This window comes from Chryseobacterium aahli (assembly GCF_022699665.1).
Taxonomy (GTDB): Bacteria; Bacteroidota; Bacteroidia; order Flavobacteriales; family Weeksellaceae; genus Chryseobacterium; species Chryseobacterium aahli.
In genome coordinates this window covers 93,165-119,226 of sequence record NZ_JALDNB010000005.1, presented here as the reverse complement: position 1 = coordinate 119,226, position 26,062 = coordinate 93,165, and the positions used below count along the sequence as shown (strand labels likewise).

General features: G+C 34.3%; 29 protein-coding genes. 10 read left to right on the top strand and 19 right to left on the bottom strand.

Features of this window, described 5'->3' with window-relative positions; genetic code table 11:
- Positions 1–74 precede the first annotated feature (74 nt).
- On the bottom strand, positions 75–692 hold the full coding sequence (locus tag MQX03_RS10825) for a hypothetical protein (protein ID WP_242803128.1): 618 nt from the start codon (positions 690–692) through the stop codon (positions 75–77).
- Positions 693–793: 101 nt separating this feature from the next.
- Between MQX03_RS10825 and MQX03_RS10820 the strand changes: the two genes are divergently transcribed.
- From MQX03_RS10820 to MQX03_RS10810, 3 genes are all read left to right on the top strand, one after another.
- Positions 794–2,395 (top strand): class I SAM-dependent methyltransferase, encoded by a 1,602-nt coding sequence (locus MQX03_RS10820; protein WP_242803126.1) that lies wholly within the window; start codon positions 794–796, stop codon positions 2,393–2,395.
- A 227-nt stretch (positions 2,396–2,622) separates the two neighbouring features.
- Positions 2,623–2,862: a bacteriocin-like protein gene (locus MQX03_RS10815; protein WP_449508581.1), complete on the top strand. Its 240-nt coding sequence runs from the start codon at positions 2,623–2,625 to the stop codon at positions 2,860–2,862.
- A complete protein-coding gene (locus MQX03_RS10810; RefSeq protein ID WP_242803122.1) occupies positions 2,831–4,246 on the top strand; it encodes a TlpA family protein disulfide reductase in 1,416 nt (471 codons plus the stop codon). Before MQX03_RS10815 ends, MQX03_RS10810 begins: the two co-directional genes overlap by 32 nt.
- A 220-nt stretch (positions 4,247–4,466) precedes the next feature.
- Here the strand turns inward: MQX03_RS10810 and MQX03_RS10805 are convergent, their stop codons facing one another.
- Together MQX03_RS10805 and MQX03_RS10800 are read right to left on the bottom strand one after the other, a co-directional pair.
- The gene (locus tag MQX03_RS10805; protein WP_242803120.1) at positions 4,467–5,198 is read right to left on the bottom strand and encodes a hypothetical protein; all 732 of its coding nucleotides are present in this window, start codon (positions 5,196–5,198) and stop codon (positions 4,467–4,469) included.
- Between the two features lie 135 nt (positions 5,199–5,333).
- The gene (locus tag MQX03_RS10800; RefSeq protein WP_242803118.1) at positions 5,334–6,098 is read right to left on the bottom strand and encodes an enoyl-CoA hydratase/isomerase family protein; all 765 of its coding nucleotides are present in this window, start codon (positions 6,096–6,098) and stop codon (positions 5,334–5,336) included.
- 222 nt (positions 6,099–6,320) lie between these two features.
- Between MQX03_RS10800 and MQX03_RS10795 the strand changes: the two genes are divergently transcribed.
- The 7 genes from MQX03_RS10795 (at position 6,321) to MQX03_RS10765 (ending at position 11,398) form a co-directional block, all read left to right on the top strand.
- Entirely contained in the window at positions 6,321–7,049 is a 729-nt protein-coding gene (locus MQX03_RS10795) for a hypothetical protein (RefSeq protein ID WP_242803116.1), read from the top strand.
- A gap of 215 nt (positions 7,050–7,264) precedes the next feature.
- Complete coding sequence (locus MQX03_RS10790; protein WP_242803114.1) at positions 7,265–7,705, top strand: hypothetical protein; 441 nt, start codon at positions 7,265–7,267, stop codon at positions 7,703–7,705.
- A 74-nt stretch (positions 7,706–7,779) separates the two neighbouring features.
- Positions 7,780–8,505, top strand: a complete 726-nt coding sequence (locus MQX03_RS10785; RefSeq protein ID WP_242803112.1) for a sensor histidine kinase — start codon at positions 7,780–7,782, stop codon at positions 8,503–8,505.
- The gene (locus MQX03_RS10780) at positions 8,495–9,169 is read left to right on the top strand and encodes a response regulator transcription factor (protein ID WP_242803110.1); all 675 of its coding nucleotides are present in this window, start codon (positions 8,495–8,497) and stop codon (positions 9,167–9,169) included. The genes MQX03_RS10785 and MQX03_RS10780 overlap by 11 nt, the downstream gene beginning before the upstream one ends.
- 239 nt (positions 9,170–9,408) lie before the next feature.
- Complete coding sequence (locus MQX03_RS10775) at positions 9,409–9,957, top strand: phage tail protein (protein WP_242803108.1); 549 nt, start codon at positions 9,409–9,411, stop codon at positions 9,955–9,957.
- A 41-nt stretch (positions 9,958–9,998) separates the two neighbouring features.
- A complete protein-coding gene (locus MQX03_RS10770; RefSeq protein WP_242803107.1) occupies positions 9,999–10,541 on the top strand; it encodes a phage tail protein in 543 nt (180 codons plus the stop codon).
- Between the two features lie 29 nt (positions 10,542–10,570).
- Positions 10,571–11,398, top strand: coding sequence for a T9SS type A sorting domain-containing protein (locus MQX03_RS10765; RefSeq protein ID WP_242803106.1), 828 nt, complete (start codon positions 10,571–10,573; stop codon positions 11,396–11,398).
- 130 nt (positions 11,399–11,528) lie between these two features.
- Here MQX03_RS10765 and MQX03_RS10760 read toward each other — a convergent pair whose 3' ends face one another.
- The 16 genes from MQX03_RS10760 to paaA all read right to left on the bottom strand — a co-directional run bounded on the left by MQX03_RS10760 (position 11,529) and on the right by paaA (position 26,001).
- Entirely contained in the window at positions 11,529–12,293 is a 765-nt protein-coding gene (locus MQX03_RS10760; protein WP_242803105.1) for a methyltransferase domain-containing protein, read from the bottom strand.
- A gap of 100 nt (positions 12,294–12,393) precedes the next feature.
- Positions 12,394–13,098: an SMUG2 DNA glycosylase family protein gene (locus tag MQX03_RS10755; protein ID WP_242803103.1), complete on the bottom strand. Its 705-nt coding sequence runs from the start codon at positions 13,096–13,098 to the stop codon at positions 12,394–12,396.
- Between the two features lies 1 nt (position 13,099).
- On the bottom strand, positions 13,100–13,834 hold the full coding sequence (locus MQX03_RS10750) for a DUF4241 domain-containing protein (RefSeq protein ID WP_242803101.1): 735 nt from the start codon (positions 13,832–13,834) through the stop codon (positions 13,100–13,102).
- A gap of 44 nt (positions 13,835–13,878) precedes the next feature.
- The gene (locus MQX03_RS10745) at positions 13,879–14,415 is read right to left on the bottom strand and encodes an SMI1/KNR4 family protein (RefSeq protein WP_185145188.1); all 537 of its coding nucleotides are present in this window, start codon (positions 14,413–14,415) and stop codon (positions 13,879–13,881) included.
- Between the two features lie 347 nt (positions 14,416–14,762).
- Positions 14,763–17,258 (bottom strand): phenylacetic acid degradation bifunctional protein PaaZ, encoded by a 2,496-nt coding sequence (gene paaZ / locus MQX03_RS10740; RefSeq protein WP_242803099.1) that lies wholly within the window; start codon positions 17,256–17,258, stop codon positions 14,763–14,765.
- Between the two features lie 88 nt (positions 17,259–17,346).
- Positions 17,347–18,174, bottom strand: a complete 828-nt coding sequence (locus MQX03_RS10735) for an alpha/beta hydrolase (RefSeq protein WP_242803097.1) — start codon at positions 18,172–18,174, stop codon at positions 17,347–17,349.
- A 19-nt stretch (positions 18,175–18,193) separates the two neighbouring features.
- Positions 18,194–18,787 (bottom strand): acyltransferase, encoded by a 594-nt coding sequence (locus MQX03_RS10730; RefSeq protein ID WP_242803095.1) that lies wholly within the window; start codon positions 18,785–18,787, stop codon positions 18,194–18,196.
- Between the two features lie 147 nt (positions 18,788–18,934).
- Positions 18,935–20,143, bottom strand: a complete 1,209-nt coding sequence (gene pcaF / locus MQX03_RS10725) for a 3-oxoadipyl-CoA thiolase (RefSeq protein ID WP_242803093.1) — start codon at positions 20,141–20,143, stop codon at positions 18,935–18,937.
- Between the two features lie 139 nt (positions 20,144–20,282).
- Positions 20,283–20,696, bottom strand: a complete 414-nt coding sequence (locus tag MQX03_RS10720; protein WP_242803091.1) for a PaaI family thioesterase — start codon at positions 20,694–20,696, stop codon at positions 20,283–20,285.
- A 9-nt stretch (positions 20,697–20,705) separates the two neighbouring features.
- On the bottom strand, positions 20,706–21,122 hold the full coding sequence (locus MQX03_RS10715) for a hypothetical protein (RefSeq protein ID WP_242803089.1): 417 nt from the start codon (positions 21,120–21,122) through the stop codon (positions 20,706–20,708).
- Positions 21,123–22,256 (bottom strand): 3-hydroxyacyl-CoA dehydrogenase NAD-binding domain-containing protein, encoded by a 1,134-nt coding sequence (locus MQX03_RS10710; protein WP_242803087.1) that lies wholly within the window; start codon positions 22,254–22,256, stop codon positions 21,123–21,125. It lies immediately after the preceding gene.
- 100 nt (positions 22,257–22,356) lie between these two features.
- A complete protein-coding gene (locus MQX03_RS10705) occupies positions 22,357–23,157 on the bottom strand; it encodes an enoyl-CoA hydratase/isomerase family protein (RefSeq protein ID WP_242803085.1) in 801 nt (266 codons plus the stop codon).
- Positions 23,158–23,278: 121 nt separating this feature from the next.
- On the bottom strand, positions 23,279–23,743 hold the full coding sequence (gene paaD / locus MQX03_RS10700) for a 1,2-phenylacetyl-CoA epoxidase subunit PaaD (protein ID WP_242803083.1): 465 nt from the start codon (positions 23,741–23,743) through the stop codon (positions 23,279–23,281).
- A gap of 177 nt (positions 23,744–23,920) precedes the next feature.
- Complete coding sequence (gene paaC / locus MQX03_RS10695; protein ID WP_242803081.1) at positions 23,921–24,670, bottom strand: 1,2-phenylacetyl-CoA epoxidase subunit PaaC; 750 nt, start codon at positions 24,668–24,670, stop codon at positions 23,921–23,923.
- Positions 24,670–24,951 carry a 1,2-phenylacetyl-CoA epoxidase subunit PaaB gene (paaB, locus tag MQX03_RS10690; protein WP_034679196.1) on the bottom strand — a complete coding sequence of 94 codons (282 nt, stop codon included), beginning with the start codon at positions 24,949–24,951 and terminating at the stop codon, positions 24,670–24,672. Before paaB ends, paaC begins: the two co-directional genes overlap by 1 nt.
- A gap of 111 nt (positions 24,952–25,062) precedes the next feature.
- Positions 25,063–26,001: a 1,2-phenylacetyl-CoA epoxidase subunit PaaA gene (paaA, locus tag MQX03_RS10685; protein WP_242803079.1), complete on the bottom strand. Its 939-nt coding sequence runs from the start codon at positions 25,999–26,001 to the stop codon at positions 25,063–25,065.
- Between the last annotated feature and the right edge of the window lie 61 nt (positions 26,002–26,062).

The window sequence follows — 26,062 nt, the reverse complement described above, 5'->3', positions numbered from 1 at the left end:
CTTTAAATAATTGTAAAATATTGCATAAATAATTATGGATAAAATTAAAATAATTATAAAAGCATCCATAACAATTACTTATACTTTCTATGCATAATCAGTCCATAAACTATATGCAGCAACCCAAAACCAATCGTCCATGCAACCAATCCCCAACCTAAAAACAGGAAGGAAAGCAATCCTAAAACAATCTGGCAATATCCTAAATACTTAATATCTGTCAAAGTATATCTTTCTGCGCTTACCAACGCCAATCCATAAAAAATCAAAGTTGCCGGAGCGACCAAGACAAATAAGTGATGATACAGAAGCACCAGACAAAATAATCCACCTGTAACTAAAGGAACGGCAAATGTCACCAACAGCCTTCTCGTGGTGGCATCCCATATTTTTAATCCTTTCTTTTTGCTTTTATTGGCGGTGAGAATATATCCGCACGAAATGGCCACAACCAGAATGACTGCACCAATTACAACAAGCTCCTTGACCAATTCCTTCCCAAAAATATTTCTATCGCCGTCAAAGTAATCAATTCCTTCTCTCTGGAAAACAAAATAAACATAAGCCGCCCCAATAATCGCTGCCAAACCGGCAACTACTCCAGATAGACCGCTTAGCGAAATAAAACGTGACGACCGCTCCATCATAGAACGGATATGTGATAAGTCTTCGTGATAGTTTTTTGATTCCATATAAAAGAACTTTGAATTGCAAAGTTATATTTAATTTTTAAACAGCAAAACTTTTTTCAAATTATTTGTTTAATTTTTTTACTTTAGAAAAAACATATTGTATGGATAAAGAAATTCTGCGCTCAGAAATTTTCAGACATTTGGATGGCGTTGTTACTGCGCCTGTAGTTGCTTCACTCATAAAAAAGGAAATTATTAATTTCATTATTGATCGTGAAAAAATAACTTTGAGCGAACTTTCAGATGAGTTTAAAGCCAATGAAGGCTATCTGAATGTAGCAATTCGGGCATTGGCGTCGCAAGGTTTCCTGAATTATGATGTCGATAATGAGAAAGAAATTATTACAATTTCTGCAAACAACAAAACTCAGTTTCTTCAAAAATATAGCTTGCTTTATCTAAAAGTGATTCCGTTTTTGAAACATTCTACCAATATTAAAAATCAAATCAACGAAAATTCATTTATTGAAGAATTTACACAGCTGAGTGATTCTATAAAAAATCATTTCGGGATTCAGCTTTCTGATGATGCGGAAGAAAAACATATTCAGGAGCAAATTTTAAAACATATCGAAGGATGCATCATCGGTCCGGTCATCGTCTATCTCGGAATGACAGGTATGTTTCATAAGTATTTTATGGAAACTTCTTTTCAGGCGGCAGAATTTCATAAAAACTCTGATAATTTTGAGGTCATTTTAGATTTTCTGACATTTTTAGGTTGGTTTAAAAAGACCGGCGACAATTATAAATTTACTGAAACCGGAATTTACTTTGCCAAAAGAGCCGCATCATATGGCGTTACAGTTTCCTATCTTCCTTTGTTGAATAAAATGGACGATCTTCTGTTTGGAGACGCATCCAAAATAAGAGAAATCTCTGAAGGTGAAGATGAAATTCATGTAGACCGAGCAATGAATGTTTGGGGAAGCGGCGGCTCACACTCCAATTATTTTAAAGTGGCGAATGATTTTATTATTCAGATTTTCAATCAGCCCATTCATTTGCAACCGAAGGGTGTTCTGGATATGGGTTGTGGAAACGGTGCCTTCATTCAACATATTTTTGAAACAATTGAAAGATATACGCTTCGCGGCAAAATGCTGGAAGAACATCCTTTATTTTTAGTGGGTGCAGATTACAACCAAGCCGCTTTGAAAGTGACCCGAGCTAACCTCATCAACAACGATATTTGGGCAAAAGTAATCTGGGGCGACATCGGAAATCCGAAACAATTGGCTGATGATTTAAAAGAAAATTACGAAATTGATCTCTCAGATTTGTTGAATATTAGAACTTTTCTAGACCACAACAGAGTTTGGAAAGCTCCTGACAACAGTCAGCCAGAAAGAATCAGTACTTCAACCGGAGCATTTGCATATCGTGGAAAGAGATTACCGAATAATTTAGTTGAAGAAAGTCTGAAAGAACATCTTGAACTTTGGATTCCATACATCCGTAAAAACGGACTTTTAATCATCGAACTTCACGCTTTAGATTCAAAAATGACGGCTGAAAATTTAGGAAAAACTCCGGCAACCGCTTACGAGGCGACGCATGGCTTTTCTGACCAATATATTTTGGAAGTGGAAGTTTTTAAGAAAATTTGCATGGAAACGGGGCTGCAGATTGATAAAGAATTATTCAGGAAGTTTCCGAACTCTGACTTGGCAACGGTTTCTATTAATTTGTTGAAAAATTAGAAATTCTTTTTAACACATCAGTCACATTAAGATTAACATATTAAATTTAGATAATGACATATAATGATGTAGCAAAATAATTAGACAACTGTTAGATTTAAAAATTTTTGTTTGATTTTAATTAAGTAGATATTAGAAATAAATTCAATTTCATACAAAAATTTAAAGTTTATCTCCTTTGTTTGATTTATATTTTTATATTTGTAACCTAATTAAAAAATATTTTTATGAAAAATTTCAAAAAACTTTCTAGAAATGAATTGAAAACTGTTAATGGTGGAAAAGGTTCATCTTGTAAACTTACTATTTCAATTAATGGTACAACCGAGGTTCATAATCAGTATTTTCCGGGAAGTAACTCACAGGCATCTTCTGGTGCAAATGCTGCATGTGTAGATATTATGAATGGAGGTAGTGGTGCAACAAGATGTAAATATGATTGTGCATACGATGGATATGGTAATTAAGCTTTTAAATATCAATTCAAGCAGGTTTTTATACCTGCTTTTTTTATGTAGTATATTTAATTGTAGCAATACATCTGAAAAACAGATTATCAAAAATAATGCAATACATAAAGATACATTATCAACTAAAATTGTTAAGAATGATTCTTTGCAAATAACAGTAAAAAATATAGCACCAGAAACTACAGTTAGCTTTATATATAATGACGTTGATTTTAATAGTAAATATGTCAATTTTGAGAATAAATCAGACACTAATAGTACTATTACAAAGAAAGTTTTAAAAACAACAAATTTTGATTATACATTTCTTTATAGAACTTTCACCATGATAGATAATAAGTTGCAAACTTATTACCATGATTATTTTATTAATAAATCTGTTCAGCAAATAGAATTTCTCTTTGATAATAAAAATGGGAATGTTGAACTGCAAAATCATGATGGAATTGTAATTAAATATGACAATATTACAAATGGGTATCAACAAATAACCAAGAAAACGAATAAGTTTACCCCTTCACAGAAAATACAGAAAATAGAAAATTTACATATTGCATATCAGAAGAAATTTACAGATACTGAACAATTGTCAATAAATGATCTTGTGTTTTATAAGCAATTATCATTACTATCCCCAAAAGATAAAAGGATAGAAGATTATTTAATTAAGATAAAAGAACCTATTTGGAGTACAGATTTATTAGGTATAGTATATCAATATATTCAAGCTGAAAAGGAGAATATTTATTCACTAAATCTTAATAAAAACAAAAATGAGCTTTTCAATAATTTAATAGAAATAGGTATCAGTAATCATTTACAACAATATAAAGATAAAAAATATGCAAATTATGATAAAAATGTAGATTGGTTTAAAAATACAGATTATTACAAAAGTAATAAAATAGAGTTAGAAAAATTATTAGTTACAGACGAAAAATCCAATTCTATTAAAAATGAACTTTTATCATTTGATTTATATAGTGATAATAAAGTTGTAAAATTAGAAAATATACTTTCTAATCATAATTCTAAATATTATTTATTAGATTTTTGGGCTACTTGGTGTATTCCATGCTTACAAAATATAGAAGCAATGCATAATATGGATTTGCCAAAAGACCTTGAATTAATATACATTAGTATGGATAGAACAAAAGATAAAGAAAAATGGATAAAGAAAGCTCAAAATTTGCATCTTTCTAATTCTTATTTATTTGCTGAAACATTGAACAACAAAAATATCATTAAAAGAGTCAATTTGAATCAACTTCCTCGATATATCTTAATTGACAAAAATTATAACATTATAAATCCTAATTTAGCTACACCACAAGAAGCTGATTTTTTAAAGGAGTTAAAAATATATATGAAAGATTAGCAATGCTAATCTTTTCTTTTGATATATATCGTAAGCTGTTCTTGAAGTTGAATACATACTCTAAAATTCAAATTATTATGAAATCACGTAAAGAATTCATCACAATTATTAAATAACTGTGTTTTTATTATTTAAAAACAATCAGATTTATAAACGAGAACCCATTCTGGCTTTCAGAATGGGTTCTCGTGATTTGCATTTAGTTTTAATGCATTTTTCTTTAGTTAGGAAGTTTGGTTCCCGAAATTTCAAATGGGAAACTTACTCTTTGTCCGCCATCATCCAAATTTACCCATGTAGAGCCTGTAACTACAAACTGTTGCGCATTGTTTACTTTACCTGCATCATGAGGCAATTGTGGGTAGAAATGAATTCCTGTAGAAGTTTTTGAACCCCATTTTATCCAGTAAGTACCTGCTGCCAAATTAAGATCAGGTGAATTAATTTTCATCTTATAAATTTTTCTGTTCGTATTATCCGGTTGCCCTTGCAATATTCTGTACCACTTAGTTTCTTCAGATGAGGCGTATCGGTTTGTGGTTATATCGCCGTACACTTTCACAGCTCCTGCAACAGAGGGATCAGAAGAGTATATTTCAAAATAAAATTCACTTACAGGAAATGTAGTTAATGAAAAACCAGTTTGATAGGCATAGAAATAGAAGTTTTGTATATTCCATTTTTCACCTGCGGGAACCTGAAAATCGTCTGCAAGCATACGGTCAGTAATAGTTCCGCTAAGCCCCCAAGTACTCTGAGGTGCTTTCACTTCGCTCCAAGTATATCCTGCGGGTGCAGAAGTTCCTGCAACAGATGTATTCCCAGTACTCATCCCCGTTACCGCACTGTAAGTAAATGCTTCCGGCTGTGGTACAACTTCGTCATCGTCATTCTTACAGCTTATAACTAAAGTGACGATAGACATCAGGCATAAAAAAAATCTTGATTTCATAATAAAAAGTTTTATAAATTATTTGATACAAAACTACTTTGCCTGACAGCCTCATTATATAGGAAAACCACCCTTTTTATGGGGTGGTTTTCTTGTTTATTCAGTAATGATGGTTATTCTACAACCATTTAAAATTTATTTTGCTCTTAATTTTTCTTTGATTGCCTCGATATTTTTCTTGGCAGAATCTTCCAAAATAAGACTTGCACTCATATGGATTCTTGCAGGCATCAACTCATTAAAGTGCTCTGTGCCTTCCCAAGAAACTTTCTTGATTAGAGCTAATGCATCTTCGCTTCTTGAAGCCAAATTATTCAAAAACTTCTCTAATCTCGAATCCATTTCTGCAATGGTTTCAGAAACTGAATGATAAATATTATGCTGCTCTGCCCAATCTGCCGATCTGAAATCTGCATCAATTGCCATTGCTGAAAACTGAGATTTCCCGATTTTTCTTTCTACGTAAGGCCCAATTACAAAAGGACCGATTCCTAAATTGATTTCAGTTAAAGCTAATGCAGAATCCTTGGTTGCAAAACAGTAATCTGCACCACAAGCCAATCCTACTCCACCACCAGTGGTTTTCCCCTGAACTCTTACGACAACGATTTTACCACAATTTCTCATAGCATTTAAAACTTTAGCAAAACCTCCGAAGAATTTAGTGGAAGCTTCCAGTTCGTCAATTGCTAAAAGTTCGTCAAAACTTGCACCGGCACAGAAAGCTTTTTCACCTTCGCTTTTTACAAGAATTGCTTTCACTTCTTTCTTCGCGCCTTCTTCTAAAATTGTTTCAGCTAATTTTTCAAGAATTGCTCCAGGAAGAGCATTGCTTTTTGCAGTTCCGAATGTAATTTCGGCAATATTATTTTTAATTTCTGATGTTACAAAGTCACTCATTTCTTTTAAATATAGTTTGAGATTTAATAATCGCAAAAATAGTGTAATCTTGTTAAAATAATAAACAAACTTCTTTTTTTATTATTTAAATTACAATAAAACTATATATATAATATTATGATCCAATTTAACCAATAACACCCACTATATTATCAAAAAATTAAGGATAAATTATTGTTTTAAAAATTAAATTTATCTACTTTTATCGCTAAAACTAAACCTATGCAAAAAATGAATTATGAAGCCTATCTGTCAGCAATTAATGAATGGGATAATACCGTTTCAAACTTTGCTGAAATTGAAAGACTCATCCCTTTACCTTATGTTTTTGAACTTTCTGCAGAGCAGATTGAGAAACTGAACGAAGACGATGAATATCCTAAAAATTTCCGTCTGGATATGGGAATTCTAAAAGATCAGGTTGTTCTTATTTTAGTACCGAGAGATTCTAAAGGAGAACTAAAAACAACCGATTACAGTTATTCAGTTTTGGGAAGTCTTGAAAACGATATTGAATTAAAGGAAATAAAGCAATATACTCTGGTTAACAGAAGTATTCTTTCGAAGGATCTTACAAAAACTTCTACAGATTCAGATATGAGCTTTCCAATTCTCAGCCAACCGGCTGTAGAACAGCAGGTAGCGGTAAAAGAAATTGAAGACTGGAGAGAAAGTGGTATGGAATGGTTCCAGAGAGAAGATCAGGATTTTGAAGGAAAAAGAGTTTTCAGACGTTTTTTCATTTCAAAAGATGATCTCCTGCATGATCAGAGCAGCACAACAAACATTATCTGCTCTTTTGCACTTAAGTTTTCAGATATTTACCAGAGAGTATTGGTAAGTCTTGTTTTCATTTCTTTTCAGAAAAATTTACTTGGGGGTGAAATCAGTTCCGACTTCAGCATATCAAACACTTACAATTATGCGAGGCCATGTCCTCCGGTTTGCTAAATAATGGGATTGTATAAATCATGAATTATTTTTATTTCACTTCCTTATATATCTCTTATGGGCTGTTGGTTTTTGCATTCATATCCGGGTTTAAGAAATATCTTTTGTTGGGAAATAAAGAAAAATGGTATCTATACTATTGCGCTTTTTTGCTTTTAATAGAAATAGCCACAAATACATTGATTGAAGTGTTTGGTTTTAAAAACACTTCTTTCATGTATCCCATATTTATTGGTGGAGAGTTTTTTATACTGACCACTTTATACATTAAGAAATTGTCTCTGTCTGATTGGTGGTTACTACCGACAGCAATTTTAACAGCAGGACTTTTGATTATTAACCAATGTATTACTCTGACCAATGATTATATAAAGGTAATCTCTAATATTATCATTATTTGTTTTGCAGGATATACCTTACTGCAGGAAATAAAAAATGAGAAAAAGGCGAATCATTTTTTATCGGTTGATGCCTTTATTTTTATGTATTATACGGTTTCTGTTTTTATATTTGTTCTTCAGAATCAGTTGCCTTCATTGTCTGAAAGTACTTACTTTGTTATTTTGAGTACTAATAATATGTTGCTGATTGTATTTTATGCATCTTTACTCTACACATTTTCACGCTTGAAAAAAAACATATTAAACCAAACATAAATTATTAATTTTAAATATTTACAATTAAAGACATTACCCTTAATATCAGCTTTTTCATCTATTTAATTATCGTCTTGGTAATTATTATCACGTTTGTTTTACTGGCTTATAAGTTCTTTATCGACAGAATTATAAAAGAGAAAAGCATCCAGCACAAGGCAGAAATTCAGCATCAGAAAAACCTTACTCTCGAAAGCACAAAAACCCAGGAAGAAGAAAGAAAAAGAATGGCGATTTTGATTCATGATGATATTGGCAACAGGCTTAATATTCTTTCGCTTTGGCTTCAAAATCTAAACGCAGAGAACAAAGAAACTTCTGAAAAGATAATTTCAAATCAAATTTCTGAGCTTATAGACTCGGCGAGAAGTATTTCACATTCACTTTACCCTGTCAATCTCGAAAAATTAGGACTTGTTTTGTATGTTGAAGAATTGATTACCAATCTTTCGAATAAGATTAAAATCAATCTGCATGTGGTTCAGGAATATCAGAAAAAAGATATTTTTACAGAAGTGCAGATTTATAGAATTATTCAGGAATTTACAACCAATGTTATCAAGCATTCTAAAGCCGCTGAAATGAGTATCTATATAAAGGATATCAAAGAAAACAGAATCGTAATTTTATCTGATAACGGAGAAAGCTTTGATTACGACAATGCAAGCAAAGGAATGGGCTTGAAAAACATAGAATCGAGAATAAAATCGCTCAACGCCCGCTTCAAATGGAAGAATACAATAGGAAAAGGCAGCAGGTTGATTATCATAATTCCACAAAACAACGATCATGAAAATTAAAATAGCCTTAGTAGATGACGAGCAGCTTATTTTAGAAGGTGTAAAACTTTTGCTTTCTATTGAAAAAAGCATCTCTGTGACCATAACATCAAACAATGGCTCGGATTTTTTAGAAAATTTAGCCACTTTTAATTCTGAAGAGTTCCCGGATATTGCTCTTATCGACATTCAAATGAAACCAATGGACGGGTTTGAACTTGTAGAAAATTTAAGACAAAAATATCCTGCACTCAAAATAATCATTCTCTCTTCTCACTATAAAAGCAGCATCTTGGGTTACATGGTAAAACTAGGTGTTTCTGCATTTTTGCCTAAAAACTCTGATAAAAAAGCTTTCATCGAGGCTATAACAGAAGTCCATACAAAAGGTTTGTATTTCACCTCAGAAGATTACAAAATGCTTTTCTCGTACATGAATAATCCGCCGAAAACAAAATCATTGTTTGATCTGGAAGATGAACTTAGTGATCGTGAGAAAGAAGTCGTGAAATTGATCTGTGAAGAGATGACCAATCATGAGATTGCAGAAAAACTTTTCCTTAGTCCCAGAACAATTGAAAGTCACAGGCAGAGAATTTTAGATAAAATAGGTGCTAAAAACACAGTGGGCATCGTAATCTATGCTGTAATTAATGACATCTATTCTCTTCCGGTAAAGCTTTAATTATTTATACTTTTATTAAAAAATCAAAGCTTTCAAAAATATATTAAACCTTCAAAATTTGAAGGTTTTTTTATATCCCCAATTCTGATTACGTATAAATACTGAATGGCGCATTTGGTAATTTATACTCTACCATATTTCCTGTTTTCATTGTTCCTTTGGGGTATAATTAAAACGAAAACACATCAAGTTTGTTTTAAAAAAATCACATCAATATAAACCTAAAAACAAATATCATCATGGAAGAAATGATCGGAATAATCAAGTCATTTGCAGGAAACTTCGCACCTAGAGGATTTCTATTTTGCAACGGAGCTTTATTAAGTATTGCTCAAAACACTGCACTTTTCTCTATTTTAGGCACAACTTACGGAGGTGACGGTATTACAACTTTTGCATTACCAAACTTAAACGGACGTTACCCATTGGGAACAGGAGCGAACGGACAACAAACATATGTATTAGGCGAGATGTCAGGAACTCCACAGACTACCCTTTTATCTGCAAACTTGCCAAGTTTTTCAAGTCAATTAAAAGTTTCGAAATCTAACGCAACTTCATCTTCCCCAACTTCCACTTCATCGATTGCAGTGCCGGGAACTACAGTAGGAAGAGACTTTACAGCGATACCAAGCTTTGTAGACAACGCAAATCCCTCTACTGTTACCTCAATCAACCCACAATCTGTAATCTTTATGGGTCAAAATCTGCCTGTTAATAACATGCCTCCTTATTTAGGAATGAATTACATCATCTGTGTAGAAGGAATTTATCCTTCAAGACCATAATTAAGTGCAAATAAATTAATAACTAAAAAAACAAATATATCATGGACGAAATGATAGGAACCATTAAGATGTTTGCAGGTGATTTTACACCAAGAGGCTTTTTACTTTGCAACGGAGCGATATTAAATATTGCGCAAAACCAGGCTCTTTTTTCAATTTTAGGAACTACATACGGAGGTAACGGTACGACAACTTTTGCTTTACCCAACCTAAACGGACGTGCTCCTATCGGTGCAGGAACATCTAATACAGGGAAATCTGTTGTTCTTGGAGAAATCGCGGGAACTCCTACAACAACTCTTCTTAGTTCTAACATGCCTAGCATCATGAGCCAATTAAGAGTTTCCAGATCAAATGCTACGTCTTCATCTCCTTCCCCAACTTCATCAATTGCAGTGCCGGGAACGACTGTAGGAAGAGATTTTACATCTATACCAAGTTTTGTAGATGCAGCTCCTGATACGGCTATCAATGCTACTTCTGTATCATTTACAGGAGCAAATCAGCCGATTAACAACATGCCACCTTATCTGGGGATGAATTATATTATTTGTGTTCAAGGAATTTTTCCTTCAAGACCATAGAAAAAAATAAAAATTTAAAACCTAAAATTATGAGAAGTACTATATTCTTTACAATCTGCAGTCTTTTCATTTCGATCTTTTCATTTGGACAGACCAGTACAGAAGTTTTTGAAACTGAAAGTAACGGAAGCACCAGTTTTACTGACAACGGAGTGATTTTTAATATTCTTTCCCAAGTCGGAGGATTTGCCATTCAGGAAAGTTTCCCCAATACAGGATGGAACGGAACAGCGAATGACAATCGCTACATTGATAATAACGGAGCAGCAAATGTTACCACAGGAGCATCATTCAGTATTAAAACAACATCAAATCTTTTTAAAGTAAACAGATTCTGGGTGTTTTTATCTGCTAATAATCTGGACCAAACAGTTGCAGGAACTCTTACTGTAACAGGGAAATTATCCGGAGTAACCAAATATAGCCAAATTAAAACCACAGGCTTTGCGACGGGTCTCGGATCTACCAATGGATTTACTCTTATTGATCTAACAAACCTTAACGGTCAGAATTATAGTAATATTATTATTGATCAGCTTCAGGTAACTATAGGAGGTGCTTATAATTACTTTTGTCTTGATGCCTTCACTTGGGTAAAAGATACGGGTCTTGTATTGTCGACTGACGAATTAAAAAAATCAAAAAGCAATCTGTCTCTTTTCCCAAATCCTACGACAGGTCAGTTTTCTATAGAAACATCAGAAGATTCTAAAGCTCAGCTTTATGATCAATCCGGGAAAATCTTGAAAGACTTTGAGCTTAAAAAAGGAATTAATAAAGAAAACATAGCAGAACTTCCATCAGGAACGTATTTGCTGAAAACGTCTTCACACTCTAAAAAAATCATTAAAAGATAGTCTTATTTTAACAAAAACTAACCACCATGAGAACTCTTTTAGACTATAAATGATTTCAAACACGATTCTATCACACAATGATTAAACCTTTGAAAAACTTCAAAGGTTTTTGTTTTGTTATAAAAAGTATTTATTTTTTTCCATAAAGCAGCAATCTCTTGAATGCATACATTGCAGGAAAATTTTTGAAGTGCCCGCCAATTCTTTTTTTGTATTCTGAAATAAAATTCTCTTTGCTCACCTCATCCAATCTCTCAACATACGGTATCAAAGCAGAACCCGAAATAAACTGATACAATTTTTCAGCATCGTCTGCGAGAATCGGATACACTTTTACTGAAATATTTAAATCTTTTAAGCCATTATCAAACATGATTTGAGCGTATTCGTCAATACTCAGAACAAGTGAAACTCTGTTCCAACCATCAAGTTGGGTACGAAAAGATTCCTCCGAAGCGAGCTGGAATAATATTTTATTTAAAACATTCTCAGCCTGAATGGGCATCTGTACGGCAAACTGTCCGTTTTCGCTTAATAATGAAATTAATTTTGGGAATAATGTTTCATGATCATCCGACCATTGCAATGCAGCATTACTGAAAATCAAATCCCATTTCCCCTCAGTTTCGGTAAAATCTTCCACCGGCATTTGCTTAAAGCTCAGTTTAGCATTTTGAAACTGATGGGCTTCGGCTAGCATTTCTGCAGAAGAATCAATTCCCAGAAATTCTGCATCATCAAATTTTTCTGAAAGAATATGAGTTTGTTCGCCCGTTCCACAGCCTACATCAATTGCTTTCCTCAGATTTTCTGATGAAATTAAATTCATCAAATCAAAAAATGGCTGATAGCGAATGTTTTTAAATTGGTTATAAATTTCAGGATTCCAAGGCATAATTTTTTGATTTCAAATTAATATTTGATTGGTCGACTATTCTACATTTCAGATTACTACACAGATTACATTCTACGGAATGCACCTTCGATACTACGATTCACGCCTTAGCATCTATTTTTTTCAATGCCAAGATATACTTATCAATATACAAATCTTTTTCTTTCGATTTATACTGTTGAATATATCTCGGATGTTCCAAAACCGTCATTTTATCAAACAATTCTGCTTCTACATTTAATTTAGAAATAAAATCTGCATTTTTCTTTCCTAAAACAAAAACTTCTGATGTATCTAGAACTAAACTGATATGTTTCTTTAAAGAATCGATCATAGAATCTTTCACATCATTGAAAAGCTCTTTATCATCATAATAATTGGCATTGACCCAATTACCCTTTGATTTTCTTACGATTGCCAAAGGAAAAGGAGAATTTATATAAAAATCTCTGTAAAATTCTGCGCCGCCGCCGTAAGCTGAAATCATGTCGTATATAAAAACGGAAGAAATTTCATGTGTATGAGCAGATTCCATTTTAATTCCGCAGACCGTTTCCAATCGCTTAGTATCGGTAAACGGAACTCCGGTAACTCCCGCTCCGTGACGGCTGGGATTAATTCCAATCACAAATTTCCTTTGATTGGAATCATTATAATATTTCTGATAAAACTTTTGCATGACAACCAGCGTTTCAGGATTATCCAAATACGGATTCAGAACCTGAAAATCTTTAGGAAGATTTCCTTTAAAATTTAATTTTTTATTAAATTCAACTACTTGATCTGCAAAAGTTTTATCACACATTTTATTCTACATCTTCATCGTCTCCATCTTCACTCAATGCCAATTCGACATCGATAAACTGAATGTACAATCCACAAATTTCACCATGAGTATCGTACGCAAAATATACAGGATAGCTGCCGTCACCAAACCCGCTTGCAAACATCGGAATCTGATAGGTTGTATTGGGAACTGTCCAATTGATCCAGTCTCCGGCATCTCTCTGATTGTTGGGATGATCTTTGTAACTCTGTGCGAAAATTTCAGCAAAATAATCATCGTACACATTGTCAACATCTGTTATAGCAACAAATTGATCTACAGAAGGAAGAACTTCAGCATCGGTAATACATCCCAAACCTGCGTCTACACTGAAACCAAAAAAATCGTCTTCAGTTACATCTTCCAAATCTTCAATTCCAATCAAAGCTTCACGATAAACAACCGGTTTTTCTTTGGTAAACTCAACTTTTACGACAGCATACCGGTCTCCCCAATCTTCAGATTTTACCACAGCAATCGTAACTGGGAAATTTCCTTTCGGAGCCTGAATGAAGTAAGGTTTTTCATCAGAACTCAGATAAACAAGCGGATCTCTCACCACTATTTTTCCGGATGGTAGCGAAACATTTCCTATTTCCACCGTCTCCATTTTCTGTCCCAGAATTTCATTCGAGGTAAAATATGTTTCAAGATCTGTAGGACAAACTAAAACATCTTTTACTTCTTCCCAGTTTTGCAGCCAGTTTTCTTTCATAATCATTGATGATTTAATTGTAATTATTAAAATTCAGGTTTTTTTTATTCTCCCTCAAATCCTTCTTCAACTTTCAAACCTTTTATAAAAGTTTCAAAATCTTTAGCCAAAAAAGTTTTCTTAAAATCATTTTCCTGATCTACATGTACCACTTCCGGTTCGCCATCTTTACCACAGTTTGAATAATCAAATAAAATCATATCATGCCCTGCTGACGGGCAGTCTGCAAAATACACACCGATTGCAGGATAGCCCCATTCATCAATCATAAACTGACTCCCCATTTCTCCGCAAAGAGAATAAATACGTTCTCGCCCAATTCCCATAATACCATTTATTGCCACATGGTCATCTGCCCAAGAATTGGCTTCAGTGGTAGGGAAAACAGATTTGTTTGCCAATCCACCGTTCTGTGTTTTCATCATCTGAATGTAAGAGCCGGGAAGTTTATACCCCAATTCTTTTTCAACAGAATCAATCATTTCATCATCAGCAAAACCACCGATATAGTCTCTTGCAGAGTAGCTGCATTCACTCCAAAAATTCTTAAAGTCGAAGTTCTTGAAAAATTCTGTTATCATAATATTTTTAAATTAAAAAAGGAGCCATAAAAAGCTCCCCCAAATATCCTTATTTTATTTGAAAAAATCAATCAAAATCACGTAAAAGATGTGTGAATTATTTTAATCTTAAAAGTTTAATTATTTATTAACATAATAAAAAAATGAATTTTTAAAATAAAGCGGATGATTTTAAATCATTTTTCTAGTGGTTTGATTGGAATAAAAATCTCCCTTGGCAAGTTTAAAATTCAATTAAATAAATCTCAGACCAGGAAACATTCTTCATTCAATTATTACACTTTACAAAAAAAATGTAGCAGTTTATTGTCAAACTGCTACATTGTTATATTGATACATTTTAAAAATTAAATCAATCCAAATTGCTCAAAATGATGCGTAAAATGCTTTATTTGGAAAAGCTCCATCATCTCTTTATTTAAATGTCCAAATCTTGGATTGTAATGTTCCGCAAAAGGATTTTCTTTGAAATAAACGGTAAACTCTTTCAGGGTTTCTACTAATTTTGTTTTAGCTTCGTCCAGATTTTTATTTTTATTCTGAGGAACTTCACCTTCTTTCCATAAAGGATATTGCGCTCCCGGACGAATCTTTTGCTCGGTATACAGCCAATCCTGAAGTTTTTCTAATTTCTCGGCAGGAATCTCAGGAAAATCTTCTGGCTTTAAATTTCCGAAACCATTTCTCAAAACTTCTTCCAAATGCTCCACCATCAATTGCGGAGTAAGATCTCCAAAAATAGGTTTGGTGTTTTCAGTTAAACTATTCAATTTTTTCTGAATATTCTGAACTTTAAAATCTATAAAAGGAGAATGTTTAGCAACCAATGTTAAAATTGTAGCAACACAAACAACCTCATCTCTTTGATTGATTACTTCAACCAACCATTTCACAACTCCGGAAGGAATATTTCTTCCTTTTACTCCACGGTTGATTTTTTCTTTCGCCATTAAATAAACCGTAATTGTATCTCCTGCATAAACAGGTTTAAAGAACGAACAGTTTTCTAATCCATAATTCGCAATTACTGGTCCTTTTTTCCCTGAAACAAACAATCCAGCCGCCGCAGAAAGGATGAAATAGCCGTGAGCAACTGTTTTATCGAAGATAGTTCCCGTTAAGCTCGTTGCATCTGTGTGTGCGTAGAAATGATCCCATGAAACATTAGAGAAATTAACGATATCTGCATCCGTAACCGTTCTTCCTGCTGTTTCCAAAGAATCTCCAACCTCAACATCTTCAAAATATTTTTGGAATGGATGTTTGTCAGCATATTTTTTCTCTGCTCCCTGCTGATATACTTTTGTGATCGCCGTCAAAACATCCGGAGAACCCTGAATCGCTGTTTTTTGAAGGAAGAAATGAAGACCATTCAAGCCACCCATTTCCTCACCGCCTCCTGCTCTACCAGGACCTCCATGCATCAATGTCGGAAGTGGCGAACCGTGACCTGTACTTTCTTTCGCATTATCTCTGTTTAACACGAAAATTCTTCCGTGCTGAGAAGCCATTTTCCATGAAGTTTCTGCTACAAATTTCTCGTCATGAGAAATGATTGAGCCCACCAAACTTCCTTTTCCTTTTTTTGCCAAAGCAGCAGCTTCTTCCGCATCTTTATAAGGCATCAACGTAGAAACCGGACCGAAAGCTTCGACATCGTGAGAGATATTTTTGGTGAACGGAGAATCATTTAAGAACAATTTTGGTGACATAAATGCACCATTTTCGTAATCTGCATCTACAAGCTCGTGCTTTCCGTCGTAAATCAATTCGTTTTCAGTTTTCAGAATATCTACTTTTCTTAAAACCTCGTCGTACTGCTGTTTTCCAACCAAAGAACCCATTCTGGTTTCTCTGCTTAATGGGTTTCCGATTTTAGTTTGATCTAAAGCTTTAGATAAAGCATTCTGAACATCACCAATTAAGTTTTCAGGAACAATGATTCTTCTAATCGCTGTACATTTCTGACCCGCTTTTGTTGTCATTTCGGTACGAACTTCTTTGATGAACAAATCAAATTCAGGAGTTCCTGGTTTTGCATCCAAACCAAGAATCGAGCAGTTCAAAGAATCGGCTTCCATATTGAAACGAACAGAATTTCCTGAAACTGAAGGTAAAGCTTTTAATTTTCTACCTGTCGTTGCAGAACCTGTAAACAATACAGAATCTCCATCCTGAACATAATCCAGAATATTTCCCGGCTCACCACAAACCAATTGAAGAGCGCCTTCAGGAAGAACTCCACTTTCAATCATATCCTGAAAAACAGCATTCGTTAAATAAGATCCATAAGGAGATGGCTTCACAATGGACGGAACACCTGCCAACAATGAAGTTGATAGTTTTTCCAACATTCCCCAAACAGGAAAGTTGTAAGCATTGATTTGCACAGAAACTCCTTCACTTGGCGTTAAAATATGAGTTCCTAAGAAAGTTCCGTTGGCAGAAATTTTCTGAGTTTCCCCATCTACCCAAAACGGAGTATTCGGAAGCATTCTCTTTGCCAAACCTGAATACGTGAAGAATGTACCAAAACCTCCCTCAATGTCAACCCAAGAATCTGCGTGAGTTGCCCCTGTTTTATATGATAATTCATAATATTTTTTCTTTCTTTCTAAAAGATAAAGCGCCACTTTTTTCAACATTTCTCCACGATCGTAGAACGTCATCGAAGAAAGATTTTTGTAACCGACTGTTCTTCCGAAATCTAGAGCCTGCTCAAAATTCAGCCCTTCAGTATCAGAAACAGCAACCTGCTCTCCCGTCACGGCATTGTACAAAGGAATTCCGTTTCCGGTACCTTCTACCCATTCGCCGTGAATATAGTTTTTTAACTTTTCCATAAAATATTTTATATTTTAATTTAACAATGTATCAATGTAACAGATTACCAATCTTTAGAAGAATTTTACATTAGTATATTGTTACATTTTATTTCGGTTCTTGATATGGAAACAATTTCACCAAACCTTCATACAAACTTCTGTGAAGAATTGTTGCATGATTGTCTGTTTCCATCATTTTATATTCTACCGTCCAATTTTTTTTACTTGATTTTTTAAGAATATCATAAAAACTTTCGGCATCTTTTATCATCACAGGATGTTCCCCTTTTCCTACAGAAACATAAACGAATTTTTTAGTATCTGGAATTTTAGATAATAATTGATTTGCCTGTTTTAAAAGACTTTCGTCATCCCACCACAAACTCGGACTGATGATAAAATAATTATTAAACATTTCAGGTTTTTTCAACAAAATTTCAGTTGCTAAAAGTCCACCCAAAGATTGTCCGAATAAATAAGTATCAGTCGTTTTAAACTGACTTTGGATGTAAGGTTTTAATTCCTTCTCAAGAAAATTAATGAACTGATCTGAATGTCCTGTCGTAGGATAATCTTTTTGTAAATCTTTTAAATCGGTATGAAATGTGAAATCTCTTTTTCTGTCAATATTGGCAATTCCGACAACAATTGTTTCCGGCATTGCATACATTAAATTGAAAAACTGCACCAATCCCGAAACATGGATAAAATCTTCATTCATGCTTCCATCCAAAAGATAGATAATAGGATAAGATTTTGTTTTATCAAAGCCTTGGGGAAGATAGATATTTAACGTTCTTTCTTCATTTAAAATCTTAGATTTTAATGTTCTGATTTCTCCAATAGTTAATGGTTTTACATTTCCGTTTTGCGCTAAAATCACATTTTGAAATGCAAACAAAATACTACAGAAAATGAGAAGTTTTTTAATCATAATTAATTTTAATATTGAATTATTTAACATCATCCCAAATGCTGTAATCAACAACTTTAGTTGGTATCTGCTGAACATATTCCGTAAACGGTTCGCAAGGTAAAATCGCGTCTTTTCCTTCTCTTGCCAATTCCTGATAGAGTTTTGTTCCTTCTGTTTTCCATTTAATCATTTCATCAGAAACATCACGGATGATTCTTGCCGGACTTCCAACAATTAATTTTCTCGCATCACATTTGAAATTTGCAGGAACAAAAGCCAATGCGCCGATGATACATTCATCACCAATCACTGCCTTGTCCATTACTACAGCGTTCATTCCAACCAGACAGTTTCTACCAATGTGCCCAGAATGGATAATTGCACCATGACCAATATGCGCAGATTCTTCTAAAATCGTTTCAATACCGGGAAAAACATGAAGTGTACAGTTTTCCTGAACATTTGCTCCGTCTTTGATGATAATTTTACCCCAATCACCACGAATTACCGCATTTGGACCTATATAAACCTCTTCGCCGATTTCAACATTTCCGATAATCACCGCTTGTGGATGAATATAAGCGGATGGTTTGATAATGGGACGGATGCCGTGATATGAGTAGATATTCATAAATTTTTAATTCAAAATTTAATTTAACAATGTATCAGTTTACCAATGTACCAATTAGATGCTTCGACAGGCTCAGCATGACAAAGCGCACAAATATTGTTAAATCGGTAGACTGTTATATTGGTACACTGTTATACTGTTATACTGTTACACTTTTTCAATTACCATTGCATAGCCTTGACCAACACCGATGCAAAGGGTACACAAAGCATATTTTTTATTTTGTTTTTGAAGTTCTAAAGCTGCAGAACCAATGATTCTAGCTCCGGAAACTCCAAGTGGATGACCAATGGCAATGGCTCCTCCATTTGGATTGACTCTTGAATCATCATCTTGTAATCCTAAACTTCTTGTTACCGCTAAAGATTGAGCTGCAAACGCTTCATTTAATTCGATAACGTCCATATCATCTAATGAAAGATTTAATCTTTTTAAAAGTTTCTGAGTCGCTTCAACGGGACCAATTCCCATGATTCTTGGTTCAACACCAGCAACTGAAGATCCTAAAATCTTAGCTTTTGGCTGTAATCCATATTTTTTTACGGCTTCCTCACTTGCTAAAATTAAAGCTGCAGCACCGTCATTCATTCCTGACGCATTTCCTGCCGTAACCGTTCCGCCTTCTTTTCTAAAAGCCGGACGAAGTTTTCCTAAACCTTCCATTGAAGAAGTTGGCTTGATGAATTCGTCTTTATCGAAAATTTTTGGTTCGCCCTTTCTTTGTGGAATTTCAACTTGTACAATTTCTTCTGCCAATCTTCCGTTTTCCTGAGCTTTTGTAGCTTTTTGTTGAGACCATAGAGCAAACTTGTCCTGATCTTCACGGCTGATATTGTGCATTTCTGCTAAATTTTCAGCAGTGTCGCCCATTGCGTCAACGCCATACATTTCTTTCATTTTGGGATTTACAAATCTCCATCCGAAAGTCGTATCAAACATCTGGCTATCTCTTCCGAAAGCTGTACTTGGCTTTGACATTACATAAGGAGAACGAGTCATATGCTCTACTCCACCAGCAATGTAAATTTCTCCTTCTCCTGCAGCAATCGAACGGAAAGCATTTGCAACCGCCGACATTCCTGAAGCGCACAGTCTATTTACCGTTTCACCTCCGATTTTGTAAGGAAGTCCTGCCAATAAAAGTCCCATTCTTGCTACGTTTCTGTTATCTTCACCTGCCTGATTGGCGCATCCGAAAATAACGTCTTCAATTTCCTCAACAGGAACTTCAGGGTTTCTTGCAACAATTTCTTTTAAAACGATTGCCGCCAAATCATCGGCTCTCACTTCTGATAATCCTCCACTTAGTTTTGAAATGGGAGTTCTGATGTAATCTATGATGTATACGTTGTTCATGATATTTCAATTTAACAATCTAGTAATGTAACAGTGTAACAATACTAAATGCCTTGGTTTTTATTTAAACTTGTACTTAATATTTTATAAATGATTTTTCCTAATTCTGTAATCTGAATTTCTAATTTTTACATTGAGCCTAAAGCTCCATTACTTTTTTTCCAATCTTATAAACTGTTCCGACGAATTTTGCAATCAAGTCGTTGTTTTGATTGGTGATTTTAATGTCGTAAACAGCAGTTTTTCTAGTGTCATTTACCAAGATACTTTCTGCTCTGAAAACATCACCTTCTTTTCCGGCTTTCGTGAAATTAATGATACAGTTCAGCGCAACAGCCGCATCTCCTGTGTTGTTGGACGAAAATGCCAATGCAGAATCTGCAAAAGCAAACGTAACACCACCATGAACGGTTTTTAAGCCATTAATCATTTCCTTTTTAATGGGCATTTCTATTAAACAATAATTTTCTTTTACTTCAATCATTTTGATATTCATCCATTGGGAAAAATAATCCTGATCGAACATATAATCGGCAACTTGTCTTGGATTCATAAATCTTATTTAATAATCATCAGCAATCAAATAAAGACTAGTTTCATTTTTGATGACTGACTCACATATTTTTATTACTTCATTATATTCTTTTCCGAATAAGTTTTCATCAACATTACTTTTATTGCTTTTGAGATAACAGTAAAAATCTTCGATATCAACAATTAATTCCTCATTTCCTGAAGCCCATGCATTCTCTTTAAAATCTCTGGAATATTTATACTTATAGATTGTACTTTCTGGTATTTGACTTAGATAATCATTGTTTAAATCCATTATTAAATCAAAAGAATTTGTAGCTAAAAGTAATTCAATAACGACATTATTATGAGAATCTCTTTCTCTTAATACAACTTCTCCCAAACCGAAAGCAAAATGTTTCTGCCAATCAGATAACAAATCTATTCTAAGAATTTCTTTATCCAACTAAATAAGTTTTCTCAATAAAGGGCTTTGTCTGTATCTTTCTTCCTGATATTCTTCATAAAGATTCTGCAACGTTTCGGAGATTTTCGCATATCCGATTTCTTTTCCCCAGGCCAATAAGCCTTTTGGATAATTCACTCCTTTTTGCATTGCCAATTCTAAATCTTCGTCGTTCGCAACGCCTAATCTTTTCGCTTCAACCGCTTCATTGATGAGCATTGAAATAATTCTTAAAAATATTTGTTGATAAAGAGCATCGTCTTTTACAGGTTCTGGTTTTACAGTACCTTCAGCATAATCGTAGAAACCTTTTCCCGTTTTTCTGCCGTGAAGTTTGGCTTCAGACATTCTTTGTTGAAGAAGAGATGGTTTGTATTTTGGGTCGTAGAAATAATCCTTGTAAACTGTTGTTGTTACTGAGAAATTTACATCAACACCAATTAAATCCATCAATTCAAACGGTCCCATTTTGAAGTTTCCGATTGTTTTCATGGCTTCATCAACTTGTTCTATAGTTGCAATATTTTCTTCAACAATTCTCAATCCTTCACCGTAGTAAGGACGGGCAATTCTGTTAACGATAAATCCAGGAATATCTTTAGCAATCACAGGAACTTTACCCCAATCTTTCATGAAGTTGTACATTTTTTCGGCTAAAGACTTTTCTGTGAGTAATGAAGGAATAATTTCAACCAAAGGCATCAAAGGAGCCGGATTGAAAAAGTGAATTCCTATGAACCGCTCCGGTTTTTGTAACTCTGCACCGAGAGAAGTGATTGAAATGGATGATGTATTGGAAGCAATCACACAGCTTTCAGAAACGTGTTTCTCTAATTCTGTGAAAACTTTGGTCTTGATTTCTTTATTTTCAATGATGGCTTCGATGATTAATTCGCAATCTTTGAAGTCCTTCAGTTCTGTAGCGATGGAAATATTAGATAAAATTTCAACCATTTTTTCTGATGAAATTTTCTGTTTGTCAACCAATCTGGTTAATGTTTTTTCCAAACCTACGGTTGCCGTTTCTACTTGTTTTGCGTTGGCGTCATAGACCCAAACTTTGCATCCGTTCGTTGCGGCTACTTGTGCGATGCCAATACCCATCGTTCCGGCACCGATAACTCCTATATTCATAATCTAACAGTGTATCAATGTAACAATGTAACAATTTAATTGAATTCCAATAATCTAATAATTAGTAAACTGCTACATTGGTACATTGTTATATTAATTCTTATTTTCCTTTATATTCAGGTTTTCTTTTTTGTAAAAAGGCTTGTACACCTTCTTTGAAATCTTCCGTTTCGGCCGCTTCCTGTTGTAAATCTCCTTCTAATTCTAATTGTTCTTTCAATGTATTATTATAAGAACTGGCGAAAGCTTTTTTGGTTAATTTTAAACCAACAGTAGGCATATTCGAAACTCTTTCTAAAATTTCCATTGATTTTGAATTAAATTCTTCTTCAGTGAATACCTCAGCAACCAAACCGTAAGATTTTGATTCTTCAGCCGATAATTTTTTTCCTGTAAATGCTAAATAATTAGCTAATTGTCTTCCTAATAATTTGGGTAAGAAATACGTTCCTCCTGTATCAGGAATTAATCCGATATTGGAGAATGCTTGAGAAAAATAGGCTTTATCATTCGCTAAAACAAAGTCACAAATCAATGCCAACATTGCACCAGCACCCACTGCAGGACCATTTACCAAAGCAACTACAGGCTTTTTGCAACGGGTAATTTCCAACACCAAAGGATTGTAATAATCGGTTACAATTCTTCTGATAATATCGTCATCATGATGATCGTTACCCTGAACGAAAGCATCATCTAAATTCTGACCAGAACAAAACGCTTTTCCTCTTCCAGAAATGGCAACACATCTTACTGCGGGATCATCACTGCATTCTTTTACGAAATCTTTTAAATCTGATAACGAAGGCTTGGTTAAAGCATTCATAGTATCCGGTTGATTAAGGTAAGCAATTTTTAATTTTCCTCCAAAATGCGATTCAATATCAAGTTGTGTATACATAGTTTTAATTTTTATGATTAATGTAAATTTACGTATAAAAATCTAGCAATGTATCAGTTTACCAGTGTAACAATATTTACTGCATCCTAAATTGTTACATTGCTAAATTGTTACATTAATCTTAGTGGCATTTAAAATAATCAAACGGCTCTAAACAGTCTAAACATTGATAAGAAGCCTTACACAAGGTAGACCCAAATCTACTGATCTGTTTTGAATGCATAGACCCACAGCGCGGACATTTTTTCGGCTTCCCGATGTGATGTTCGTCTGCTCCTTTTTCGGGAGGTGAAATTCCGTAGACACGGAGTTTTTCTCTCGCTTCATCTGTCAGCCAATCTGTCGTCCAAATCGGAAACATTTTGGTGACTACTTTTACATCCCAACCATTTTCTTTCATCAATTTAATGATGTCTTCCTCAATGGTAAACATAGCGGGACAGGCAGAATAAGTCGGCGTAATCGTTACTTCGCAAGAATTCTCGCTCGTAATTTTCGCTTCTCTTACAATACCTAATTCCACGATATTGATTACCGGAATTTCCGGATCGGGAACGAGTTCTAATATTTCTAAAGGATTTTTCAATCTTTTTTAATCTGATTTTTTTTAACGCAAAGTGCGCAAAGTTTTTTTGACTACTAAATGTTTTTAAGTTCGCAAAGGCGTTTCACTTAGCAAAGTCAACAAAGAATAAAATTTTTAATGATAGTTTAACATTTCACTTTAAAATTGTTACATTGATAAACTGATACATTCAAAAACCTACCAAGTGCAACCCGGATATGCTCTCTGCATATACTGCAATTCGCAAAGCATAAATCCGAAATATTCTGTGTGATATCCTGTTCTTGATTTTGGCTGCATGAAAGGATTTGCCGGATATTCTAAACCGAAGTCCTGAAAATCTTTTTGTGTAATAGAAAGGAAATCTTCATACAAAGCGTCAACGTCTGGAGCGATATTTAAAGCAATTAAATCATCCTCGCCTTCTGTTTTTGCAAATAGACCTTTGGTGTATTCCCAGATATTTTCAAGACTTCTTTCCAGACGCATTTTGCTTTCTTCTGTTCCCTGTCCGAAAATTTTCATCCAAGAAGAAGCATGAGTATAATGATATCTTACTTCTTTCAAAGATTTTTGGGCAAGCGCAGAAAGTTCTTCATCTGCAGAATTTGATAATGCCTCGTACATCAATTTCTGATACACCGCGAAAACATAGACTTTAAGAATAGTCTGCGCATAATCTTCATTTGGAAGTTCAACCCAATGTGCGTTTACATATTCGTGCTCGTATCTTAAAAATGCTAAATCATCTTCACTTTTACCGTTATCAGCAACTCTTGAAGCGTAAACATAAAAATTGTTTGCTTGTCCAAGCTCATCCAATGCGATGTTTGTCAATGCAATATCTTCCTCTAAATAAGGACCTTCACCACACCATGCAGACAATCTTTGTCCCATGATGAAACTGTCATCAGCAAACTTTAATAAATAATTGAATAGTGCGCTCATTACATGTTTTTTACATCGTTAGGAATATCGTAGAACGTCGGGTGACGGTACAATTTATCATCAGCCGGATCAAAGAATGCTTCTTTATCAATTCCTTCTGAAGTCACAATATATTTACTTGGAACTACCCAAACAGAAGTTCCTTCTTTTCTTCTTGTATAAACGTCTCTTGCGTTCTGCAAAGCCATTTCTGCTGTTGGCGCCTGTACAATTCCAACGTGTTTGTGAGATAATCCCGGTTTAGTCTGAATAAACACTTCCCACATATCTAAATTTGCCATAGTCAAATTAATTTAACAATGTAGCAATGTAGCAGTTTACCAATGAGATGCTTCGACAAGCTCAGCATGACAGTGATTGTTACATTTTTACATTGGTATATTGTTACATTATTATATTACTTCTTTTTGTTGTTTCTCTGCAAAAGCAATCGCCGCTTCTTTTACCCAAAGGTTTTCCTGCTGCGCTTTCACTTTTGTCTGTAATCTTTTCTTGTTACAAGGTCCGTTTCCTTTTAAGATTTCCATGAATTCATCCCAAGGAAGTTCTCCGAAATCGTAATGTTGTCTTTCTTCATTCCACTTCAGATCTTTATCCGGCATGGTTAATCCTAAAAATTCAGCCTGAGAAACCGTAACGTCGATAAATCTCTGACGAAGACTGTCGTTACTTTCTCTTTTTACTCTGTAATTCATAGAGATTTTAGAGTTTGGCGAACTGTCGTCATTTGGTCCAAACATCATTAAAGCCGGCCACCAGAAACGATTTAACGAAGCCTGAGCCATTTCTTTCTGCTGTTTTGTACCACGACAAAGTGCCATCAAAATCTCATACCCTTGTCTTTGGTGGAAAGATTCTTCTTTACAGATTTTCACCATCGCTCTTGAATAAGGACCGTAAGAATTTCCCATCAACATTACCTGATTCATGATCGCTGCACCGTCAACCAACCAACCGATTGCGCCGATATCAGCCCAGCTTAATGTCGGATAGTTGAAAATACTTGAATATTTTGCTTTTCCTTCCAACATATCATCGTAAGTCGCATCTCTATCAGCTCTGATAGTTCCGTTTCCTAGAGTTTCAGTAGCAGAATAAAGGTACAAACCATGACCTGCCTCATCCTGAACTTTAGCTAAAAGAGCCATTTTTCTTCTCAATGAAGGTGCTCTGGAAATCCAGTTGGCTTCCGGCAACATTCCGACAATCTCAGAATGGGCGTGCTGTGAAATCTGACGAACCAATAGTTTTCTGTAATCATCGGGCATTACGTCTTTTGGTTCTACTTTATTTTCGTCGTGTACGTATTGTACAAATTTTTCTAAATCCATAATTTTTCCAATTTAACAATGTATCAGTCTAACAATGTACCAATGATTGTTACACTGGTAA

Coding starts and splice junctions, on each gene's coding strand:
- MQX03_RS10825 (WP_242803128.1), bottom strand. CDS start 692: ATGGAATCAAAAAACTATCACGAAGACTTATCACATATCCGTTCTATG.
- MQX03_RS10820 (WP_242803126.1), top strand. CDS start 794: ATGGATAAAGAAATTCTGCGCTCAGAAATTTTCAGACATTTGGATGGC.
- MQX03_RS10815 (WP_449508581.1), top strand. CDS start 2,623: ATGAAAAATTTCAAAAAACTTTCTAGAAATGAATTGAAAACTGTTAAT.
- MQX03_RS10810 (WP_242803122.1), top strand. CDS start 2,831: ATGATTGTGCATACGATGGATATGGTAATTAAGCTTTTAAATATCAAT.
- MQX03_RS10805 (WP_242803120.1), bottom strand. CDS start 5,198: ATGAAATCAAGATTTTTTTTATGCCTGATGTCTATCGTCACTTTAGTT.
- MQX03_RS10800 (WP_242803118.1), bottom strand. CDS start 6,098: ATGAGTGACTTTGTAACATCAGAAATTAAAAATAATATTGCCGAAATT.
- MQX03_RS10795 (WP_242803116.1), top strand. CDS start 6,321: ATGCAAAAAATGAATTATGAAGCCTATCTGTCAGCAATTAATGAATGG.
- MQX03_RS10790 (WP_242803114.1), top strand. CDS start 7,265: ATGTATCCCATATTTATTGGTGGAGAGTTTTTTATACTGACCACTTTA.
- MQX03_RS10780 (WP_242803110.1), top strand. CDS start 8,495: ATGAAAATTAAAATAGCCTTAGTAGATGACGAGCAGCTTATTTTAGAA.
- MQX03_RS10775 (WP_242803108.1), top strand. CDS start 9,409: ATGGAAGAAATGATCGGAATAATCAAGTCATTTGCAGGAAACTTCGCA.
- MQX03_RS10770 (WP_242803107.1), top strand. CDS start 9,999: ATGGACGAAATGATAGGAACCATTAAGATGTTTGCAGGTGATTTTACA.
- MQX03_RS10765 (WP_242803106.1), top strand. CDS start 10,571: ATGAGAAGTACTATATTCTTTACAATCTGCAGTCTTTTCATTTCGATC.
- MQX03_RS10760 (WP_242803105.1), bottom strand. CDS start 12,293: ATGCCTTGGAATCCTGAAATTTATAACCAATTTAAAAACATTCGCTAT.
- MQX03_RS10755 (WP_242803103.1), bottom strand. CDS start 13,098: ATGTGTGATAAAACTTTTGCAGATCAAGTAGTTGAATTTAATAAAAAA.
- MQX03_RS10750 (WP_242803101.1), bottom strand. CDS start 13,834: ATGAAAGAAAACTGGCTGCAAAACTGGGAAGAAGTAAAAGATGTTTTA.
- MQX03_RS10745 (WP_185145188.1), bottom strand. CDS start 14,415: ATGATAACAGAATTTTTCAAGAACTTCGACTTTAAGAATTTTTGGAGT.
- paaZ (WP_242803099.1), bottom strand. CDS start 17,258: ATGGAAAAGTTAAAAAACTATATTCACGGCGAATGGGTAGAAGGTACC.
- MQX03_RS10735 (WP_242803097.1), bottom strand. CDS start 18,174: ATGATTAAAAAACTTCTCATTTTCTGTAGTATTTTGTTTGCATTTCAA.
- MQX03_RS10730 (WP_242803095.1), bottom strand. CDS start 18,787: ATGAATATCTACTCATATCACGGCATCCGTCCCATTATCAAACCATCC.
- pcaF (WP_242803093.1), bottom strand. CDS start 20,143: ATGAACAACGTATACATCATAGATTACATCAGAACTCCCATTTCAAAA.
- MQX03_RS10720 (WP_242803091.1), bottom strand. CDS start 20,696: ATGAATCCAAGACAAGTTGCCGATTATATGTTCGATCAGGATTATTTT.
- MQX03_RS10710 (WP_242803087.1), bottom strand. CDS start 22,256: ATGAATATAGGAGTTATCGGTGCCGGAACGATGGGTATTGGCATCGCA.
- MQX03_RS10705 (WP_242803085.1), bottom strand. CDS start 23,157: ATGTATACACAACTTGATATTGAATCGCATTTTGGAGGAAAATTAAAA.
- paaC (WP_242803081.1), bottom strand. CDS start 24,670: ATGAGCGCACTATTCAATTATTTATTAAAGTTTGCTGATGACAGTTTC.
- paaB (WP_034679196.1), bottom strand. CDS start 24,951: ATGGCAAATTTAGATATGTGGGAAGTGTTTATTCAGACTAAACCGGGA.
- paaA (WP_242803079.1), bottom strand. CDS start 26,001: ATGGATTTAGAAAAATTTGTACAATACGTACACGACGAAAATAAAGTA.